At 60.0% G+C, this 20,520-nt stretch carries 18 protein-coding genes and 1 other RNA gene; 6 read left to right on the top strand and 13 right to left on the bottom strand.

Annotated elements, in window-relative coordinates:
* The first annotated feature begins 22 nt into the window (after nt 1-22).
* Both PL597_RS21395 and PL597_RS21400 read left to right on the top strand, forming a co-directional pair.
* A complete protein-coding gene (locus PL597_RS21395) occupies nt 23-589 on the top strand; it encodes a DUF296 domain-containing protein (protein WP_271366199.1) in 567 nt (188 codons plus the stop codon).
* Nucleotides 576-983 carry a PPC domain-containing DNA-binding protein gene (locus PL597_RS21400; RefSeq protein WP_162520610.1) on the top strand — a complete coding sequence of 136 codons (408 nt, stop codon included), beginning with the start codon at nt 576-578 and terminating at the stop codon, nt 981-983. Before PL597_RS21395 ends, PL597_RS21400 begins: the two co-directional genes overlap by 14 nt.
* A gap of 38 nt (nt 984-1,021) precedes the next feature.
* Here the strand turns inward: PL597_RS21400 and PL597_RS21405 are convergent, their stop codons facing one another.
* The 11 genes from PL597_RS21405 to PL597_RS21455 form a co-directional block, all read right to left on the bottom strand.
* Complete coding sequence (locus PL597_RS21405) at nt 1,022-1,915, bottom strand: PCC domain-containing protein (protein WP_269823812.1); 894 nt, start codon at nt 1,913-1,915, stop codon at nt 1,022-1,024.
* The gene (locus PL597_RS21410; protein ID WP_077984873.1) at nt 1,912-2,691 is read right to left on the bottom strand and encodes an SDR family NAD(P)-dependent oxidoreductase; all 780 of its coding nucleotides are present in this window, start codon (nt 2,689-2,691) and stop codon (nt 1,912-1,914) included. Before PL597_RS21410 ends, PL597_RS21405 begins: the two co-directional genes overlap by 4 nt.
* Nucleotides 2,692-2,722: 31 nt before the next feature.
* The gene (locus PL597_RS21415) at nt 2,723-4,348 is read right to left on the bottom strand and encodes an acyl-CoA synthetase (RefSeq protein ID WP_173991093.1); all 1,626 of its coding nucleotides are present in this window, start codon (nt 4,346-4,348) and stop codon (nt 2,723-2,725) included.
* Nucleotides 4,345-5,514, bottom strand: a complete 1,170-nt coding sequence (locus PL597_RS21420) for an acetyl-CoA acetyltransferase (protein WP_077984871.1) — start codon at nt 5,512-5,514, stop codon at nt 4,345-4,347. The genes PL597_RS21415 and PL597_RS21420 overlap by 4 nt, the downstream gene beginning before the upstream one ends.
* Nucleotides 5,511-6,368 carry an IclR family transcriptional regulator gene (locus PL597_RS21425; RefSeq protein WP_142914111.1) on the bottom strand — a complete coding sequence of 286 codons (858 nt, stop codon included), beginning with the start codon at nt 6,366-6,368 and terminating at the stop codon, nt 5,511-5,513. The genes PL597_RS21420 and PL597_RS21425 overlap by 4 nt, the downstream gene beginning before the upstream one ends.
* Nucleotide 6,369: 1 nt before the next feature.
* Nucleotides 6,370-7,173, bottom strand: coding sequence for an SDR family NAD(P)-dependent oxidoreductase (locus tag PL597_RS21430; protein WP_170985604.1), 804 nt, complete (start codon nt 7,171-7,173; stop codon nt 6,370-6,372).
* Between the two features lie 76 nt (nt 7,174-7,249).
* Nucleotides 7,250-8,260, bottom strand: coding sequence for a TRAP transporter substrate-binding protein (locus PL597_RS21435; protein WP_003520342.1), 1,011 nt, complete (start codon nt 8,258-8,260; stop codon nt 7,250-7,252).
* 66 nt (nt 8,261-8,326) lie between these two features.
* Nucleotides 8,327-10,204 (bottom strand): TRAP transporter large permease, encoded by a 1,878-nt coding sequence (locus tag PL597_RS21440; RefSeq protein WP_137411770.1) that lies wholly within the window; start codon nt 10,202-10,204, stop codon nt 8,327-8,329.
* A 681-nt stretch (nt 10,205-10,885) separates the two neighbouring features.
* Nucleotides 10,886-11,911 carry a class I fructose-bisphosphate aldolase gene (locus PL597_RS21445; RefSeq protein ID WP_003523197.1) on the bottom strand — a complete coding sequence of 342 codons (1,026 nt, stop codon included), beginning with the start codon at nt 11,909-11,911 and terminating at the stop codon, nt 10,886-10,888.
* A 191-nt stretch (nt 11,912-12,102) separates the two neighbouring features.
* Nucleotides 12,103-13,305 (bottom strand): phosphoglycerate kinase, encoded by a 1,203-nt coding sequence (locus tag PL597_RS21450; protein ID WP_271366201.1) that lies wholly within the window; start codon nt 13,303-13,305, stop codon nt 12,103-12,105.
* A 67-nt stretch (nt 13,306-13,372) separates the two neighbouring features.
* Nucleotides 13,373-15,238, bottom strand: coding sequence for a potassium/proton antiporter (locus tag PL597_RS21455; RefSeq protein WP_271366203.1), 1,866 nt, complete (start codon nt 15,236-15,238; stop codon nt 13,373-13,375).
* 474 nt (nt 15,239-15,712) lie between these two features.
* On the opposite strand from PL597_RS21455, the gene PL597_RS21460 reads away from it, so the two are divergent.
* Complete coding sequence (locus tag PL597_RS21460) at nt 15,713-15,889, top strand: hypothetical protein (RefSeq protein ID WP_244614297.1); 177 nt, start codon at nt 15,713-15,715, stop codon at nt 15,887-15,889.
* Between the two features lie 198 nt (nt 15,890-16,087).
* Here PL597_RS21460 and gap read toward each other — a convergent pair whose 3' ends face one another.
* Both gap and tkt read right to left on the bottom strand, forming a co-directional pair.
* Nucleotides 16,088-17,098, bottom strand: coding sequence for a type I glyceraldehyde-3-phosphate dehydrogenase (gap, locus tag PL597_RS21465; RefSeq protein ID WP_137411395.1), 1,011 nt, complete (start codon nt 17,096-17,098; stop codon nt 16,088-16,090).
* Between the two features lie 62 nt (nt 17,099-17,160).
* Complete coding sequence (tkt, locus tag PL597_RS21470; RefSeq protein ID WP_077985291.1) at nt 17,161-19,143, bottom strand: transketolase; 1,983 nt, start codon at nt 19,141-19,143, stop codon at nt 17,161-17,163.
* A 324-nt stretch (nt 19,144-19,467) separates the two neighbouring features.
* Here tkt and PL597_RS21475 point away from each other — a divergent pair, with 324 nt between their 5' ends.
* The 3 genes from PL597_RS21475 (at nt 19,468) to ssrS (ending at nt 20,366) form a co-directional block, all read left to right on the top strand.
* Nucleotides 19,468-19,740, top strand: coding sequence for a DUF4164 domain-containing protein (locus tag PL597_RS21475; RefSeq protein WP_003506205.1), 273 nt, complete (start codon nt 19,468-19,470; stop codon nt 19,738-19,740).
* Nucleotides 19,741-19,750: 10 nt separating this feature from the next.
* Nucleotides 19,751-20,128, top strand: coding sequence for a cell division protein ZapA (locus PL597_RS21480; RefSeq protein ID WP_077985290.1), 378 nt, complete (start codon nt 19,751-19,753; stop codon nt 20,126-20,128).
* A 79-nt stretch (nt 20,129-20,207) separates the two neighbouring features.
* Nucleotides 20,208-20,366: non-coding RNA, 6S RNA (gene ssrS / locus PL597_RS21485), on the top strand.
* Nucleotides 20,367-20,520: the final 154 nt, after the last annotated feature.

The following is a 20,520-nucleotide window of genomic DNA, read 5'->3' on the forward strand; positions in this document are numbered from 1 at the left end:
CAGGCAGCAGGGAGGAGCAGGCATGGCACCCACACGGCAACAGCATTTTCCAAGGCCGAGAACGCTGATACATCCCGGTACTTCTTCGCCGGTGCGCATCAACAGCCTGCGCTCGCCGTCTGCGCGCCATATGCGGCTGTTCATCGCGCCGGGGTGCAGCCTTTACGATGGCATCGTGCGGTCTTTGGCCGCAAACGGCATCGAAAATGCCTCTTTGACCATTCTTGGCGGTTATTTCGACATCCTGTCCTATTGCGTGGCCCCACCCGATCCTTCCGGCAGGGCGGTCATCGCCTATACGAAACCCATAGACGCGGGGGCGGCCTGGCTGGTTTTCGGCAATGCCACGCTGGGGCGGAGCATGAAGGGCGAGCCGATCGTGCATTGCCATGCCGCCATGCGGACTGCGGCGGGTGTGGTCAAAGGCGGCCATTTGCTGACGGAATCCTGTATCGTCGGAGAAGGCGGCATTTCCGCACTTGTGACTTCGCTCGACAGTTTCGTGCTGCAGCAGGCCTTCGATCCCGAAACCAATATTCCCCTTCTTCAACCCAGGAACCGCACGGAGCACGCCGATGAACACGCATAACACTGTCGAATCCGGCTCCATGGGCCGTGTGGCTTATGCCCGCATAGCACCCAATGAAGATCTCGTGCTCGGCGTGGAGAAACTGTGTCTGGCCGAAGGTTTCCGCAACGCCTTCGTGCGCGGCGCGCTGGGCAGTCTGGTGGATGCGTGCCTCGGCACCCGCAGCGGCGCGTTTTTGCAGATAAACGGTCCTGCCGTTGAGATCGTTTCGATTGCCGGCGAGGTGCGCGCCCAGCCAGATGGTTCGCTGCGCGCCGCGCTGACCGGCGTTGTCGCCGATACCGATGGCGCGGTTTACGGCGGTCCCTTCATTGCCGGCGCCAATCCCGTATGCATGACCTTCGAGGTGACGCTGGAAGAATGGTTGCCTGTGGAGAAACCGCAGGCGGCGTGAGGTACGGTAAGGCGGGCGGTGGAGTTGCACGGCGCAACTCATGCGGCCGCCCCCTGTGTTTCGGTCAGAAGCAGTTCGAAAGTGACGCAGACCGGGTTCTTGCCGCGCACCAGCCGCCCGCCGCTGATCTGCGTGGTAAGATCGACCATCGCAATATCCAGCATTGCCCGTTCGCCACCCGTGGCGGAGGGGTGGATGCGGCCATTGCGGATGAGGATTTCGCTGGCATAGGCGGTGAGACTTGTTCCGTCTTCATAATCCGCACCAATCAGGCTGCCGATACCATTGATCTCGGCCTCCCGCAGGTCGAATTGTTTGCAGGCGGCTTCAAGCGCCGTGCAGATATCGGTATTGGGCCGCACGGTGCACAACAGCGCCCGGAGCCCTGCATCTTTCCGGTTGCGCGGCTGCGGGATGGGCGTGAAGAGGGGGAAGTTGGTTTCCTCATCCTTCTGCACGTCCAGGATCGCGCCATCCAGCGCCAGCGCCTCAAGCGGTGTTTTCCCGGCAAATTCGGACTCCAAAGGCAGCAAGTGTCCCATGGATAGAACGCCTTCGGCGCTTTTCCACGAACCATGGCAGTGCAGGAACGGCTGACCGTCGCGTCGCCCCATATGCAGGCCGGCATCGATGATCGTGCCTCCCGGCATGGAGAATGTCTCGCTATACCAAGCGGCATGGGCCTCATCGGGGGCGGCCGCGGGCATGACATAGTGCAACCGCTTCATCGGCACATTTTTCAGTCTGACATAACCGCCATCGAAACCCTGTTCGACAAAGGCTTCTGCAATCGCCTCGTTGACGCAGACACCGGTTTTGGCATTCAGCCTGACCGGATGGGCGTGGCAGACGACGACGCGGAAGCGTTCGGGTGTTGGCGGTCCCGGATGGACGATACTGCGCGGAAGCCCCTCCGGGGGCATTGTCGTCATACTGCAAGCCCTGCGGTAATGAAGCCACCGTCTACGGCCAGCACCTGACCGTTGATGTAGCTCGCGTCGTCCGACACAAGGAAAGCCACGGCAGAGGCGATCTCGTCCGTCCTGCCATAGCGGTGCATGGGAACGCGGCTGTGCCACTGGCTGCGAACATTCTCCGTATGAACCGCCTGGGTGAGGGGGGTATCGACAGGGCCGGGCGCAATCGCGTTGACGCGAATGCCTGATTGCCCCAGCTCGTTCGCCATAACCATCGTCAGAAGATTGACGCCGCCTTTTGAAGCGCCATAAGCGCTGCGGCCGCGATTGCCGCACATGCCGGAGACCGAGCTGATATTGACGATCGAACCGGAAATTGCGCGGTCCAGCCAGTAACGCGCGGCGGTGCGGGCCACGGCGAAGCTGCCGACGAGATTAACGTCAACGATACGACGGAATTCTTCCACGCTGGTATCGACCGAAAGCTTGTCGATGCCGATGCCGGCGCTGTTGACGACGGCCACCAGATCAACGGCATGATCCGCGCCGCCTGCCGTCAAGGCGGTGAAAGCTTCCTCTATAGACGTCTCATCCGCCACGTTGCAGACGATGCCGCGCGAGGCATCGATGCCGAGTTTTCCGCAAGCGGCATCCAGCGCCTCACGCTTGAGATCCAGTAGCCATGGCTGCCAGCCGCGCGCCATCAACAGCTGCGCCGTGGAAAAGCCGATACCCGATGCGCCGCCGGTGATGGCGACAGCGCCTTTCATCTCTCTCGTCTGCTGTGTCATACCGTCTCCTCCCGGTTATACGTTGCGGCCTTCAGCCGGTCAGTTTTTCCTCGAAAACCGGCATCTGGCCGCGCTTTTCCAGCTCCTCGCGGATCATCTTCTTGGTGATCTTGCCATAGGCGGATTTTGGCATGGCATCCCAGAACACAATGGCTTTCGGCAGCTTGTAACGGGCCATCTTGCCGTCGAGATAGGCTTTCAGGTCGATGCCGGCGATATCCGCGCCCTCCCGCGCCACGCAGACGGCGACGCCGACCTCGCCCCACACCGCATCCGGCACGCCCAGAACCGCTGTTTCGCTGATATCCGGGTGCATGAGGATTTTCTCCTCGATCTCACGCGGATAGATGTTCGAGCCGCCGGAAATATACATGTCGGAGGCGCGGCCGGTGATGTATACGAAACCGTTCTCATCGCGGTGGCCAAGATCGCCGGTGCGGAACCAGCCGTTGCGGAACGCTTTGGCATTGGCGTCGGGATTATCGTAATAACCCGCGAAAACAGCGGGACCGATCACGCAGATTTCGCCGGTTTCACCGGCCTGAAGCTCCTCGCCCGCATCGTTCTGGATTTGCACTTCCATGCCGGTGCGATCAAAACCGCAGGTGCCGATCCGCGCCTCAGGGCCGTCCTCGGCGGTGTGGAAGGAAGGCGGCAGCACGGTGATGTTGCCGGTCACTTCGCCGAGGCCGAAATATTGCACCAGCACCGGGCCGAGCTTGGCGAGTGCCCGTTTCTGATCGGCACGATACATGGGCGCGCCGGCATAGATAACGTAGCGCAGCGAGGAATGATCGAAACGATCCACGGAAGGGTCTTCGATCAGCATTTTCAGAATGGTCGGCACGGTGAAGGCATTGGTGACGCGCCATTTCTCGATCAGCGCCCACACCGCGGGCACATCGAGCTTTTCCGCGGCCGGAAGCACCGTTTTTGCCCCATGCGCCACCTGCACCAGCTGGTGAATGCCCGCGCCGTGCGAAAGCGGCGCAACGACGATGGAAGCGTCGCCCGGTCCGGTGCCGGGCATCAGATCGCAGAGATGGTTGGTGATGACAAAGGCCATCTGGCCATGGGTCAGCACCGCAGCCTTGGGCCGGCCCGTCGTGCCGGAGGTGAAGAAGAACCAGCAGGGATCGTCCCGATCCACCGCCTCGCTTTTCACTTTCTGACCCAGATGGCGGGCCACGATAGTATCGTAGTCCTCGCCGAATTCGGCCGTGCCAATGGCGATGGTGAAATCGATCGCGGTCGCCTCACGGCTGGCCCTTGCATGCTCGGGAAAAGCGCTGGCGCAGATCATGCCGCGTGCGCCGCTGGCTTTCGCCAGATAGGCGACCTCGTCGGGCGACTGGCGATAATTGGTCGGCACCCACACCGCGCCCACGCGAAAGCAGGCGAACATGGATTCGAACATCTGGTTGTTGTTGGAAGACTGCACCAGAATGCGGTCGCCTTTCCTGACGCCGAATTCGATCATCAGCGCCATCGCCATCGCATCGACGCGGGCGTCCATTTCAGCCCATGTCCAGCTCTTGTCACCCCATACGAAGCCGATGTCGGCAGGGTTGCGGCGCGCAGCCTGGGTCAGGAAATGCGAGAGGTTCATGACCCGCGTGGTCGAAGGCGCAACCCCGCCCGGAGGATGTATCGTCATTTCACGCGCTCCATGATCGAGACATAGTTGGCAACCGCAGTCCCTCCCATGTTGAAAACACCGGCGAGCGAGGCGCCGGGGATCTGCATGTCGCCCGCTTCGCCCATCAATTGCATCGCCGCCATGACATGCATGGAAACGCCGGTCGCCCCGACCGGATGCCCCTTGGATTTCAGCCCGCCGGAGGGGTTGATCGGCAGACGCCCGGTTTTCAGGGCTGTGCCTTCGCGCACCACCCGATGGCCTTCGCCGGGCTTCGCCAGCCCCATCGCCTCGTATTCGATGAGTTCGGCAATGGTGAAACAATCATGGGTTTCGACGAAGGAGAGGTCGTTGAGCGTCGCCCCGGCGAGTTCCAGCGAACCTGCCCAGGCGCGGCGTGCGCCCTCGAAGGCCAGCGGATCGCGGCGGCTCAGCGCCAGAATGTCATTGACATGCTTGCGGCCCCTGAAACCGATGGCGCGGTTGAGTGTCGCTGCGGTTTCCTCATCGGCCAGAATGATGGCGGCAGCGCCGTCGGAGATCAGCGAGCAGTCGGTGCGGCGCAGGGGGCCTGCGACATAGGGGTTCTTATCCGATACCGTGTTGCAGAAATCGAAGCCGAAATCCTTGCGCATATGGGCATAGGGATTGACCGCGCCATTGGCATGGTTCTTGGCGGCGATCATCGCCAGTTCTTCGGAACGATTACCATAGCGCTGGAAATAGGCCTCAGCGATACGTCCGAACTGGCCGGCAAAGCCGCCGGAAATATCGGCTTCCTCAGCACGGTAGCAGGCGGATAGAAGGATTTCACCCACCTCGGCGGTTGGCAGCGCCGTCATTTTTTCGGCGCCGACAACGAGCGCGATGCGCCCGCGTCCCGCCTCGATGAAATCCATGGCGCTGTAAAGGGCGGCCGATCCCGTCGAGCAGGCGTTCTCGAAACGCACGGCGGGCGTATAGGCGAGGCGCTCATCGCCCATGGCCACCAGCGCGCCCTGAAAATCCTGCTTCGAGAAACCGTTATTCATCACGCCGACGAAAATGCCGTCTATATCGCCGACATCGACGCCGGCATGGTCTATGGCCGGCGCCACGACCGAAGCCATCAGTTGCTCGGTATTTTCAAGGGCCGATTTGCCGAAAGGCGAGTGCGCCCAGCCGACGATCTGTGCTTTGCTCATTTGCTCGTTCTCCTTGTTTGCCGTTTCGCGTCGCCTTCGCCGCGTGTGCGGGCGCGGCTGGCCATCATTTCCGCAATGCGTGTCTCGATGCGGGTCACTTCCTCGCGCAGCACTGCCGCCAGTTCCGGCTGACGCTCCGGCCGCATGCGGCTGTCGACGGCGGCAATGCTCAACGCCCCCGCCACCGCGCCATCCGGGGTTCGGATGGCAACGCCGATACCCCAGGAATTCGAGAGGATCAGACCCGGATTGAGCGAATAACCATTGGTTCTCGTCAATTCGACGTCGCGGCGCAGTCCGTCAAGCGTGATGCCGGGATAGTTCGCGGCGATCAGCCCGCTATTGGCGGCAATGACGCTTTCCACCTCGGCGTCGGGCAGCGCCGCCAGCATGGCGAGCGATCCCGCGCCTATGCCCAAGGGGTGCTCGAAACCGGCCTGAAGCGCGTGGGTGCGCACCGGCCAGGTGCCTTCTTCGCGATAAAGGCACAGTGCAAACGTGTCGCGGCGCACGGAAAGGAAGCTCGAATCCTCAGTGCGGCGGGAAATGCGCGTCAGACTGTCCTGGGCCATCTGCAGCAAGCCGAAACGGCGCGATGACAGGCTGCCCAGCACATAGGCTTCCTCGCCCAGATAATAACGCCGCGTTTCCTCATCCTGCTCCACCAGGCCTGCGCGGATCAGCGCCAGCAGCAGGCGGCGGGCCGTGGGCTTGTTCAGCCCGCTTTCGGTAACGATGACCGAAAGCGCCACACCGCGTTCGGCATGACGCCCCACCATCGATAGAAGTCCCAGCGCCCGGTCTACCGCGCGCGCGCCTGTCAGGTCGCTTTCTGTGGGAACCATCGTGGCCATATCAGGAGAACGCTCCCACCGCACAGCTTTGCCCGCCATCGACCGGCAGGCAGACGCCGGTGATGAACTTGGCTTCATCGGATGCCAGAAAGACTGCCGCGCGGGCGATATCGAAGGCATCGCCCATGCGTCCGACCGGGACCGCGGCATTGCGCGCCGCCACCATATCTTCGACGGAGGCATATTGATTGCTGATCTGCTTGTAGATCAGCGGCGTATCGATCATTCCGGGCAGAACGCAATTGGCGCGAATGCCTTGGCGGGCATATTGCATGGCCAGCGCCACGGTCGCCTGGTTTACGGCGGCTTTCATGGCGTAATAGGCAAAATAGGGATAGCCGGTCCAGCGAATGGAGGCGAGCGAGGAGATGTTGACGATGGCCCCGCCGCCTTGCGCCAGCATTACCGGCAGTACGGCCTTGGCGGTGCGATAAACGGAGCCGATATTGAGATCGACCGAGGCTCGAAAGCGTTCCTCATCCAGCTCGACCGGGCCGCCCATATGGGTCACGCCGACATTATTGTGCAGGATATCGATGCCGCCGAAGACCTCGCAGGTCCGAGCAACCGTGGCCGATACGGAATCGAGCTTCGTCACATCGGCAGCAATCGCAATCGCCTCGAAACCTTCGCCTCGAATGATCTGTGCGGTTTCCTCGGCCGCGTCAACGGAAAGGTCGACACAGGCCACACGCGCGCCTTCGCGGGCAAATTGCATGGCCGCGGCCTTGCCATTGCCGAAACCCGGACCAGATGATCCTGCGCCAAAAACAATGGCGCGTTTTCCCGTCAGGCGACCTGTCAAAACAGTCTCCATTACAATCGTCAGAAATAGTCGGGTCGGCCCCGCCTGACGCGGGGCCAGTTATTCAGCGGACCGATCAGGTCAGGCTGGCGCCAACGGCCTTTTCGAGAATGGCCCAGGCTTCATCGCCATATTTGCCCTTCCATTCGGAATAGAAACCGGCTTCCTTGAGGGTTGCACGGAAGAGTGAGGCGTCCGTGTCGTTGAAGGTCATGCCCTTGGCAATCAGGTCTTCCTTCACCGAGGCGTTGAGTTTCGCCACATCGGCCCGCTCGTCCTTGCCGGCCTGATTGAGGTTTTTGGCAACGATGGCGCGCAGGTCATCCGGCAGGCGCTCCCAGGCGCGCTTGTTTGCCAGGAACCAGAAGCCGTCCCACATATGGTTCGTGACCGAGCAGAATTTCTGCACTTCGAACAGCTTGGCGGTGGAAATGATCGCCAGCGGGTTTTCCTGGCCATCGACAACGCCGGTCTGCAAGGCGGTGTAGACTTCAGCGAAATTGATCGAGGCAGGGGCAGATTTGAACGCCTTGAACATCGAGGTCCAGAGCGGGCTGACCGGCACGCGAATCTTGAAGCTTTCGAGATCGGCCGGCGTGGCGATGGGCTTCGAAGCGCTGGTGATCTGGCGGAAACCGTTATCCCAGATCGTGTCCATGGCAACGAGGTTCTGCTTGGCGATTTCGCCGCGCACATATTTGCCGAGATCGCCATCCATGGCCGCCCATACCGAATCGTAGTTCGGGAAGGCGAAGCCGATGCCGCTGATGGATGCATTCGGCACCAGCGTCGAGAGGATCAGTGGCGAAAGCGTAAAGAATTCAACACCGCCCGAACGTACCTGGCTCAACACATCGGTATCAGCGCCCAACTGGCTGCTGGGGAAGATGTTGATATTCACCTGGCCGTCGGTTTCCTTGGCGATACGGTCAGCCGCCTCCTTGGCGCGGATGTTCATGGGGTGCGCGGCAGGCAGGTTGTTGGCATATTTATAATTGAATTGCGCGGCGCGGGCGCGCGACACAAAAGCGGTGGCAAGAACGGCGGAACCGGCGCCGGCCAACACGGTACGTCTGTTGATATTCATTGCTTTCTCCTCCCAAAATAAAAGCATATGTCATTCATCGGCGTGGCGGATGGACCCGCCACGGTCTCAGAGCAGAATTGTCGAGAAGCCCGGAATTGCTGCAATCAGCAGCAGACCGATGACCATGGCTGCAAGATAGGGCCAGATGGCGCCCATGGCCTCATCAGGCGAGACGTTGCCAATCTTGCAGGCGATATAGAAACCGATGCCGATGGGCGGCGCCATCAGGCCGATATTCATGGCGACCACCACGACCATCGAATAATGGATGTCGTTGATGCCGAGTGTGCGGGCGATGGGGAACATGATCGGTGCAAGCAATACGATTGCCGGCAGGCCTTCCAGCACGCAACCGAGGATCATGAAAATCAGGATCGACACGACCATATAGGTCATCCAGCCGCCCGGCAGATCGGTGATCATCGCGGTCAGCTGGAAGGCAAAGCCGCTCTGCGTCAGCCCCCAGGCCATCGCCGAGGCGCAGCCGAGGATCAGCAGGATCGCGCCGGAGAGGGCTGCCGTCTCCACCAGCATCGAATAGAGCTTTTTGAAGCTGATGCCGCCGTAAAGCACCGCGCCGATGATCAAGGCATAGAGTACGGCAATGGTGGAAACCTCGGTTGCCGTCGCCACGCCGCCGCCGACCAGACTGCGGATGAGGAAGGGCAAAACCAGCGCCGGGGCGGCAATCAGGGCCGCCTTGCCCACCAGTGGCCATGGGGTGCGTTTTGCGCCTTCCATGTTTTCATGGCGCGCCTTCCAGCGGGCCAGAACGGCCAGCACCAGAAGCAGCACCATGGCGATCATGAAGCCGGAGGTGAAGAGGCCTGCAATCGACACGCCAGCGGCCGAACCGAGAACGATCAGCACGATGGAGGGCGGAACCGTATCGGCCATGGCGGCGCCGGTGGCCAGAAGCGCGATCATTTCCTTGGGTTTGTGACCGCGACGCTTCATTTCGGGAAACAACGCCGGTGCAACCGTCGCCATATCCGAAACCTTGGAGCCGGAAATGCCCGAGACCAGAAATAGCGAGCCGAGCAGCACATAGGACATGCCCGCGCGAATGTGGCCGAACATCGAGGATAGCAGCTCCACAATCGCCTTGCCCATGCCGGTGGCGTCGAGCACGCAGCCCAGCAGCACAAAAACAGGAACCGACAATAGGATGATGCCCGACATGCCTTCGTCGATGCGCCCGATCATCACGATGGTCGGAACCCAGGTGGTAAAGGTCAGGTAGGCGAGGGTTCCAAGGCCGAAACAGAAGGCGATCGGTACGCCCAGCACGAGAAACAACGCCACGAACAGGCCGAGGAAGATCGCCAGATTGAAATTGCCGAAAGTTTCGAGCGTCGGCGATGCCAGATAGAGCAGGCCGGAGGCGACCGCGACGGTGACAATGGCTGCGACGATGTCCCGCAGATTTTCCCTGCGGAAGAGGTTGTTGAGAACCAGCAGCAGCATAAGACAGCAGCCAACCGGCAATGCCGCGGCGCGGAAGGACATTGGAATATTCAGCGCCGCCGAGGTAACGACCCATTCCTCAATGGCATATTCTATCGCCGGCTTGATAATGGCCGCAAGAAATGTCGCCACCAGCACAAGGGCGAGCGAATTGACATAGCCCAGAATGCGCTGCGGAAACATGTTGAGAAACAGCGTCAGGCGCAGATGTTCGCTGCGGTCGATGGCAATTGCCGCACCCAGCATGGCAAACCACAGGAAGCTCAACGACGCCGTTTCATCGATCCAGACGATTGGCAAATGCAGGGCATAACGCGACGCCACGCCCAGCAGAAGCAGGCCGATCATCACCGCCAGCAGCACCGCCGCCACGGCCTCAATGGGTCGCATGAACCACGAGCCTGTTACCGGGCCGGTATGCAAAAGCTCTCCATCGAGTACAAATACGTCGTCATTCGCGTTTGCGGTCATGGTTATCGGGGCCTCCTCTCCCACAGAACAACCTTCGCAACGGACTGCGGCAGACAAAGAGAATTTTACCCACGCCGAGGCCGTAATCGTGGCCTGCGCATCAGGATATATCTGTCATTGCCAGACCGGCGAGACCCCTCCAAAAGCCTGAAACTAGCGGTATATTGCCTCCACAATATGGACCGTTAAATAACTGTGCATTCGGGATACACAGGAAAATTGCCAAAATCAACTGTATAAATGCAGTATTGCGTGGTTTTCATTGCATGTTTACAGGTCCACATAGTGGATCGTATTGTAATTGATTGAAATTCATCTGTGAGGTAACGAGTACGCAGCAATTTCCGGGGCTTTTCGAGAGCCCGTCGAGACGAAAGCGCTTATGGTGCCGGGCGATCCGGATTGTCTGGCGCTATGCGCTGGAGAAGCCGGGGAGCGCATCCGCTGTCTATTGCGGCAATGACGGTCATAAAGTCGTCAGGTCGCACGGCTTCAGCGGATAAGGCTGCCCATGGTGGACATGCTTCCACGCAGGTAGCGATGCACAATCAAACGGTTGAGAATTATCAGTCAGGTAAAATGAAAGACGATTGGGTCCGTGTGACGGAGTACGGATGATCTTGCTTTATCAAACGCAGCAGCCGCCCGTTGGGGCGGCTGCTGTTTATCTGATGTTCTCTGTCAGCCTCAGGCGGCCTTTTCGAGTTCCTGTTTCCAGTTGCCCTTGGCGGCGAGGCTGTTCATCGCGGCGCGGTGCGTGAAGGCGCGCTGGCCGGCGGCGACGTTTTCCTGCTTGCCGCCCCAGGTCTTGAGGGCCGTATCCTGAAGCGCGCGGCCGTAGGAATAGGTCAGCGACCAGGGTAGGTCGTAGCCGGCATTCATGGCGGAGAGATGCGCCGTTGCCTCTTCGGAGGACTGGCCGCCGGAGAGGAAGGCGATGCCCGGAACGGCTGAGGGCACGGTGGCCTTCAGAACCTTCACGGTCTTTTCCGCCACTTCCTCGACGGAAGCCTTGCGGGCCTTCTTGCCGTCGATGATCATGTTCGGCTTGAGGATCATGCCTTCAAGGTTCACGCGGGCGTCGAACAGATCCGCAAACACGGTCTGCAAAACCCATTGCGTAACTTCCGCACAGCGGTCGATGTCATGCGTGCCGGGCTCGCCGTCCATCAGCACTTCCGGCTCGACGATTGGCACGATGTCCGCCTGCTGGCAGAGCGCGGCGTAACGGGCGAGCGACTGCGAGTTTGCCTTGATAGAGCCCCAGCTCGGACGCTGTTCACCGATAGTGATCACGCCGCGCCACTTGGCGAAGCGGGCACCGGCTTCATGATATTTACGCAGGCGCTCGTAAAGACCGTCGAGGCCTTCGGTGATGAATTCATGCGGGTGGAAAGCCATAGGCTTGGCGCCAATATCCACCTTGATGCCCGGCAGGCTGCCGGCCGCCTTGATGATATCCACGAAAGGCGTGCCGTCGGCGGCCTTTTGGAACAGGGTCTCTTCATAGAGGATGACGCCGGAGATGTATTTCTTCATGGCGTCGTCGGAACGGAACAGCATTTCGCGATAATCGCGGCGGGCGGTCTCGGTCGACTCCAGATTGATGCTGTCGAAACGCTTTTTGATCGTTCCCGTGGATTCGTCGGCGGCGAGCAGGCCCTTGCCGTCGGCGACCATTTTGATTGCGATGTCTTCGAGACGTTCGGTCATTTGCTATTCTCCCAAGGCACAATAAATTTCCGATAACAGAAGTTCCAGGGCAGGGAAATGGCACGCTAACTCATTGAAACGATTGAAATCATTTCAATCGTTTGAAACTTTTCCTCCCGCGTGCACTTACCAAAAAACAAGGCCGGACAAGCATGGCTTGTCCGGCCTTGTGTCAGGCAAGTTAGATAAGTTTACTTGGCGGCGGAGAGGATGGCAACGCCCGGCAATTCCTTGCCCTCCATCCATTCGAGGAAAGCACCGCCGGCCGTGGATACATAGGAGAAATCGTCCGAAACACCGGCATGGTTGAGCGCCGCGACGGTATCACCACCGCCTGCAACGGAGACGAGCTTGCCGGCCTTCGTGCATTCGGCGGCATGTTTTGCCGCAGCCACAGTCGCTGCATCAAAGGGCTCGATTTCAAAGGCGCCGAGCGGGCCGTTCCAGACCAGCGTTTCCGCACGGGAAATCCAGGCCTTGATGCTTTCCACCGATTTAGGGCCGACATCGAGAACCATAGCATCGGCGGGAATGGCGTTGATATCGACGGTTTCATTGGCCGCACCAGCCTTGAATTCGCGAGCCACCACGCCGTCTTCCGGCAGGACGATGGCGCAACCGGATGTTGCCGCCTCGATCATGATCTGCTTTGCGGTTTCTGCCAGATCGTGTTCGCAGAGCGACTTGCCGACATTTGTGCCGCGGGCGGCGATGAATGTATTGGCCATGCCGCCGCCGATGACGAGGGCATCGACCTTCTTGACGAGGTTCATCAACAGATCGATCTTGCTCGAAACCTTGGCGCCACCGACGATGGCAACCACCGGGCGAACGGGCTGGCCGAGGCCCTTTTCCAGCGCCTCAAGCTCGGCCTGCATGGTGCGTCCGGCATAAGCGGGCAGGTGGCGCGCAAGTCCTTCGGTGGAGGCGTGGGCGCGGTGGGCGGCGGAGAAAGCGTCGTTCACATAGACATCGCCGTTGGCCGCCAGCGCCTCGACGAAGGTGGGATCGTTCTTTTCTTCGCCCTTGTGGAAGCGGGTGTTTTCCAGAAGCAGGATATCGCCGTCGTTCAGTTTCGCGACGGCGTCCGCCGCCGGTACGCCGATGCAGTCGGTCGCGAAGGAAACGGCGTGATCCAGCACTTCCTCGACGGCGGGCACGATCTGGGAGAGCGATATGTCGGCGACCGGTTCGCCCTTCGGACGGCCGAAATGAGCGAGCAGGATGACTTTCGCACCCTTGGAGGACAGCTCCAGAATGGTCGGCGCAACACGTTCGATACGGGTTGCGTCCGTCACCTTGCCATCCGCGACCGGCACGTTGAGATCAACGCGGACGAGAACGCGCTTTCCGGCAATGTCGTTGAGGTCGTCGAGGGTCTTGAAAGCGGGCATAGGTCGATCCTGATTTGTTGCGAGTTCGGCACGGACCATACTATGCCTGAATGCCGACGCAAGCGGGTCAGGTCTCATTTTCTCTCACTGTATTGGCAGGTGCCGGGGTGCTTTCTTCCAAGCCGGCGGGGCGCGGCTGGCGCTTCTCTGCGAGATAATGGCGCACACGGTTGAGGATTTCCGAAAAGCTGATGAAGATCGGCAGGCTGGTGGCCGGTTCTACCGGTTCGAGGGAGATGCCCACCCCGGTTATCGCCTCGTGTTCGTCCAGTGTGCGAACGATCAGAACGATGGAGCCGAGGCGCACGCGGTCGGCGTAAGCAGCCTTGCCGGCAAGGCGTGCTTCGATCAATTCTGCAACGCTCATCATCTGTTCGGCGGCCGATAGCAAACCGGGACCATAGGCCGCGTCCAGTTCCTTCGCCGGGCGGGCGGGTGAGATCGCGAAGGTGCCGAAGAACTCGGCGTCGTCATCGGCAACCGGCAGGGCGCTGGCGAACAGCCGATCGATCAGGCGGGAATAGCCCGGTGCGATGAAGAGGTAGACGAGATCGTTCTCCCGCAGCCGCCCGGCATATTGATAGCGGATCGACTTGCCGTCGCGCACCACCAGCGAAGGCATGGCCCAGCGTGGAATGCGCTCGCCCTGCATGATGGCGCTGCCCTTCGCGACCCGGTAGGAGATCAGTTCATGATTGGCCGTGCCGGGAAGATCGACCTCCAGCTTGTCCACCTCGCCCATGCGCGGCGGCACGATCAGTCCGAGCCGTGTCGCCACGGGCTTGATGGTCCAGCCTTGCACGAGAAGTGACACCAGCACGATGATGAAGGCGGCGTTGAAATAAATCTGCGCATCGTCCAGCCCGCCGAGAATGGGCATGATGGCGAGCAGGATGGAGACGGCGCCGCGCAGGCCCACCCATGCCACGAAGGAGGTTTCCTGCTGGGTATAATTGAAGGGCATGAGGCTCAGCCAGACGGCAAGCGGGCGGGCGACGAAGATGAGGAAAAGCGCGAGCAGCACGGCCGGAATGGCGATCGCCGGAAATTGCGACGGGGTGGCGAGCAGGCCGAGCATCAGGAACATGATGATCTGTGCAAGCCAGGTCAGCCCCTCATGGAAACGGCGGATGGTTTCCTTGGCGAAAATCCGGCGGTTGCCGGCAACGATGCCAGCCACATAGACCGCCAGAAAACCGCTGCCGCCAATTGTACCGGTGAAAGAGAAGACCAGCAGCGCCAGTGCGAGCACGAAGATTGGAGCCAGTCCGCGGTCGGCGGCGAACCGATTGACGACGGTGGCGATCATGACGCCGCCGAGCAGGCCGAAAATCACGCCAAGCCCCATCTGCTCGATGAAAAGCAGCAGAAAGCCGCTGTCGATGCCGGCCAATCCCTGACCCTTGGCGATGATTTCAACCAAGGCAATGGTGAGGAAGATCGCCATCGGATCGTTGGTGCCGGATTCGACTTCCAGCGTCGAACGAACCTGATCGCGTATGTGGATGCCGCCGATGCGCAGCAGGAAGAATACGGCCGCCGCATCGGTGGAGGCGACGATGGCGCCAAGCAGCAGTCCTTCTAGCCAGGAAAGCCCAAGCAAAAGCGCCGCTGCGCCCGCAAAAAAAACGGATGTGAGGATGACGCCGACTGTGGCGAGAGTGACGGCGGGTGCGGCCGAAAGCCGGAAGGACTGGATGGACGTGCCGAAACCGGAATCGAAGAGGATGACGGCAAGCACCAGCGAGCCAAGCATATAGGCCAACGGATTGTTGGCGAATTGGATGCCGAGGCCGTCCACGCCGGCTGCAAGGCCGATCATCAGGAAAAGCAGGAGGAGAGGCGCGCCGAAGCGGAAGGCGATGAGGCTCGAAAACGCGGCGACGAGAACGAGAACAGTTGCGACCAGCAACAGAAGATAAAATGATTCCACGTCCACCCGCCTTACTCAAACCGCCTTGGCCGCTGCGATGATGGCTCTGCGCGTTTGCAGTCAATGCGCCACGGGTTGCGGTCTGTCAGCGCTGTTTCGGGCGGCGTTGAAAGACGATGCAAGGCGGGGTGTATCGAATGATACGGCAGGGCCGCAGTGCATTGCGCACGACCATTATCCCTGTGTTTCTTGTCAGTCCCAAAATGGACCAGACAAAGGCAGGGAATCAGATTTTTTCCGGCGTGCAGGGAAAAATGCAAGGCGTGGAGACGCGGCGCATACCCCGCAAAAACAATTCACCTGCCCGTGTTTCAACGTAACATAGAGACAATGCAGCTGGGTTAGTTCTCGCCTCCGAATTGCTTTTTTCATTACCGGAGCGATCGGATGAAACGGATAACTACCTTTATAATACTACTGGCCGCCGGCCCGATAGTTTCGGGTTGCTCGAGTACGGAGCAGACGGCGGCAAACATGGCCGCGCAACGAGAGCGCTGCCGCGTCTTCGGCTACTACGAAGGCTCGCGGGATTTCGCCGACTGCATGATGAAACTCTCCATGCAGCAAAGCGAATTGAGGCAACAGACTTTCGATACGATCTGGAGCAGCGCCGGGAACTCGGGTCCGGTCGTTATCAACAATAGAAAATGACGAGTGCGCGCGCCTCTTGCGGATGGATGAGGGACGGCTTGCATCGTCAATCGGCCGGTGACGGTTTTCGATCCGAAGCGCTCCGCCCTGTTTCGGGATCGACGCCGGCGGGATCCCTCAGTCCCGTCGGCATTTTTCAGGCAAACAAAAACCGGCAGGATTGCTCCTGCCGGTTCTTTTTATGGACGCGACGCCTGATTAGATGGTCTTCGCGAATGCGACAGCCGTGTCCGACATACGGTTGGAGAAGCCCCACTCGTTGTCGTACCAGGACAGGATGCGCACGAAATTGCCTTCCATGACCTTGGTCTGGTCGATTGCGAAGATCGAGGAATGGCTGTCGTGGTTGAAATCGCGGGAAACCAGCGGCTCGTCGGTGTAGCCGAGGATACCCTTCAGCTTGCCATTGGCGGCAGTCTTGATGGCTTCGTTGATTTCTTCAACCGTGGTGGCGCGCTTGGCAATGAACTTGAAGTCGACAACCGAAACATTCGGAGTCGGAACGCGGATCGACGTGCCGTCCAGCTTGCCCTTGAGGTGCGGCAGAACGAGGCCAACGGCCTTGGCGGCGCCGGTCGAAGTCGGGATCATGGACAGGGCTGCGGCGCGGGCACGGTACAGATCCTTGTGCATCGTGTCCAGCGTCGGCTGGTCGCCGGTGTAGGAGTGGATCGTGGTCATGAAGCCATGATCGATACCGACGACGTCATCGAGAACCTTCACGACCGGCACGAGGCAGTTGGTGGTGCAGGACGCATTGGAAATGACGAGGTGATCCTTGGTCAGCTGGTCGTCGTTGACGCCGAACACGACGGTCAGGTCCGCGCCGTCAGCCGGAGCCGAAACGATGACGCGCTTTGCGCCGGCCGTCAGGTGAGCGGCGGCCTTGTCGCGGGCGGTGAAGATGCCGGTGCATTCCAGCGCGATATCGACGCCGAGTTCCTTGTGCGGCAGCGTTGCCGGATCGCGAACGGCGGTCACCTTGATCGGCTTGCCGCCACCGACGGTGATCGTGTCGCCTTCGACCTTCACTTCGGCCGGGAACTTGCCGTGGATCGAATCGTAGCGCAGCAGGTGGGCGTTGGTCTCCACCGGGCCGAGGTCGTTGATGGCGACGACTTCGATATCGGTGCGGCCGGATTCGACGATGGCGCGCAGGACGTTACGGCCGATGCGGCCGAAGCCGTTAATGGCAACTTTTACAGTCATTTACAGTCTCCCGAACAAAAATGGGCGTGGTCTTTGCGGAGTGGTAAGGGCTTTTGAAGCCCTCACGCAAGTTTTGCCTCGACTGCGGCGACGACGGCTTCCGCCGTGATGCCGAAGTGCTTGAAGAGATCCTTCGCTGGCGCGGAAGCTCCAAAGGAGTGCATGCCGACGAATGCGCCATCGTTGCCGATGAAATAATCCCAGCCCTGGCGGATGGCGGCTTCGACCGCGATCTTGACCGGAGCCTTGCCGATGATGGCGTTGCGATAGGTTTCCGGCTGTTCCTTGAAAAGTTCGAAGCAGGGAACGGAAACGACACGGACGGAAACGCCGTTGTCTTTCAACGTTGCGGCGGCCTTCAGCGCCACTTCGACTTCCGAGCCGGATGCGAAGATTGAAACCTTGGCGTCGCTGGCGGAGACGATTTCGTAAGCGCCGTAAGCCGAGAGGTTCTTCTCTTCATATTCCTTGCGCGAAGGAGCCAGATTCTGGCGGGTAAGCGCCAGCGCCGAGGGACGGTGCTTCTGCTCGAGAGCCAGCTGCCAGCATTCCGCCGTCTCGGTTTCATCCGCCGGGCGGAAGACGAGCAGGTTCGGGATCGCGCGCAGAGCTGCGATCTGCTCGACCGGCTGGTGGGTCGGGCCGTCTTCGCCAACGCCGATGGAATCATGCGTCAGGACGTGGACGACGCGGATGCCCATGAGGGCAGCCAGACGGATCGACGGACGGCAGTAGTCCGAGAAGATCAGGAAGCCGCCGGCATAGGGAATGAGACCGCCATGCAGTGCGATACCGTTCATGGCAGCGGCCATGCCGTGTTCGCGGATGCCGTAATGCAGGTAACGACCGGAGAAATCCGTCGGGGTGATGGACTTCATCTGGCTGGTCTTGGTGTTGTTGGACGGCGTGAGGTCAGCAGAGCCGCCGATCATTTCCGGCAGCACGCCGTTGATGACTTCGAGCGAGTCTTCCGAGGCCTTGCGGGTCGCAACGGTCGGGTTGTTCTCGATGATCTTCTTCTTGAAGGCGTCGATCGAGCTGTCGAAGTTGCCCGTCAGGTCACCGGCGAAGCGGCGCTTGAATTCGGCCTTCTTAGCCGTCTCGGTGGCTTCGAGGCGTGCTTCCCAGTCCTGGCGGGTCTTGGTGGAGCGCAAGCCGGCGAGACGCCATGCGTCGAGCACATCTTCCGGAATGACGAAGGCTTCGGCTTCCCAGTTCAGGCTCTTGCGGGCGGCGGCGATTTCTTCTGCGCCGAGCGGGTTGCCGTGAACCTTGTGGGTGCCCTGCTTGTTGGGCGCGCCGAAACCGATGACGGTCTTGCAGGCGATGAAGGTCGGGCGGTCGGATTTCTGTGCGGCTTCGATGGCGGCGGCAATCGCGTCCGGATCGTGGCCATCGACGCGGATGGTGTTCCAGTGAACGGCCTGGAAGCGGGCGATCTGGTCGGTGCTGTCGGAGAGGCCGACTTCGCCGTCGATGGTGATGTTGTTGTCATCCCAGAACAGAACGAGCTTGTTGAGCTTGAGATGGCCGGCAAGCGCGATGGCTTCGTGGCTGATACCTTCCATGAGGCAGCCGTCACCGCACAGCACATAGGTAAAGTGGCTCTGCAGGTCGGAGCCGAATTCTTCTTCGAGCTTGCGTTCGGCAATTGCCATGCCAACGGCGTTGGCAATGCCCTGGCCGAGCGGACCGGTGGTCGTTTCAATGCCGGTCGCATGGCCATATTCGGGGTGGCCGGCGGTCTTGGAGCCGAACTGACGGAAACGCTTTATCTCGTCGATCGTCATGTCCTCGTAGCCCGTCAAATAGAGCAGCGAGTAAAGCAGCATCGAGCCATGCCCTGCCGATAGCACGAAGCGGTCGCGATCCGCCCAGAGCGGAGCCTTGGGATCGAATTTCAGGTAACGGGTGAAGAGAACGGTGGCGACATCGGCGGCGCCCATCGGCAGACCGGGATGGCCTGAATTGGCCTTCTCCACTGCATCCATGGCAAGAAAGCGGATCGCATTTGCCATCCGGTTGTGTTTGTCGCGAGAAATCATGGCTTTTCCGTCTGTTTCCGGGTGAAAGGAGATAGTTTTACGCAACTATCCAAAAAGCGGGTTGATCCATAGCAGGTGAGGCCGGCAAGTCAATAAATCCACGGGCGTTTGCGGTTCGTCCGAAGATAAAAATCGTTTAGAAAATCGGCTGTCACGATAAAATTCATGCGACAGAGGCTAGTGCTTCTTCGTTCATCCACAGAGCAAAACGCCTCAATGCACTGGTTTGATTGACGGGATGGTAAATCGGGTAATAACCTCTTGGATGTTGAAAAGGCCTGAAACCGGACGATTCGGCCGGTGGCGTGCGAGTTGGAAAAAACGATGTCGGCTGAGAAGACCGTACAATCTGCGCTGACGGAGCTGAATGCTGCCATCACAAATCTCGAAAATGCCATCGATATGCGTATCGAGCGGCAAAGGGAGACGGGCGAAATCGACAATGAGGTCAAGCGGGTCCATGTCGACCGCGCACGGCTCGCACATGAGCTTGATCAGGCCGAGTTTCGCGCCAACCGTCTTGAAGAAGTCAATCGCGAGGTTTCCCGCCGGCTGGTAACGGCCATGGAGACGATCCGCGCGGTGCTGGATCGATAGGAGCGGTTTCATGGCCCAAGTCACTGTTATGATCGACGGCAAGGCCTATCGCATGGCATGCGAAGCGGGACAGGAAGACCACCTGACCGATCTTGCCACGCGCTTCGATCGTTATGTCGGGCATCTCAAGAGCCAGTTCGGTGAGATCGGCGATCTTCGCCTGACCGTCATGGCGGGCATCATGGTGATGGACGAGTTGTCCGAACTCAATCGCAAGATCGAGAAGCTGGAAGGGGAGGTTACATCCCTTTCTCTAAACCGCGACGGCATGGCTGAGCACCAAGCGAAATCGGACGAAATGGTGGCGCTCGCCATCGGCGATCTGGCCGACCGCCTGAACGGGATTACCGAAAAACTGCTGGCGCGGCCGAAGCCCGCCGCGCATTGATGGCCTGAAGGGTTCTGAGGCGACAAAATTTCGCGCGCTGCCCTCTGGCGGTTTCCTCCAATCCGTCCTATATCTGGGATGCGTTCTGCGCTTCCCGACAGGAACCACAATCCCTGGGGCCATACTCGATCCAAAGGGAGCTGTCCCTGGCCAGTCCCGTGGGGCTGGACACACGGTGCCCACCTACTTTTGTAGGCGCCCAGGATCGTAAATCTCCATCGGTCGCCGTGGATCGCGCTTGAAGTTTCGGATCAACCCCCCGGGCTTCCCTGTACTCTTGATATATTCGACAGTCATTTTTCATAACTGCCGGACGCGGCTTTTTTATATTGCCGTCATTGCAATGGCGGAACAATTCCCTATTATCCGGAGTGGTATGTCTGTCATGCCCT

This window comes from Agrobacterium sp. ST15.13.013 (assembly GCF_027956525.1).
In the GTDB taxonomy this organism is placed as follows: Bacteria; Pseudomonadota; Alphaproteobacteria; order Rhizobiales; family Rhizobiaceae; genus Agrobacterium; species Agrobacterium salinitolerans.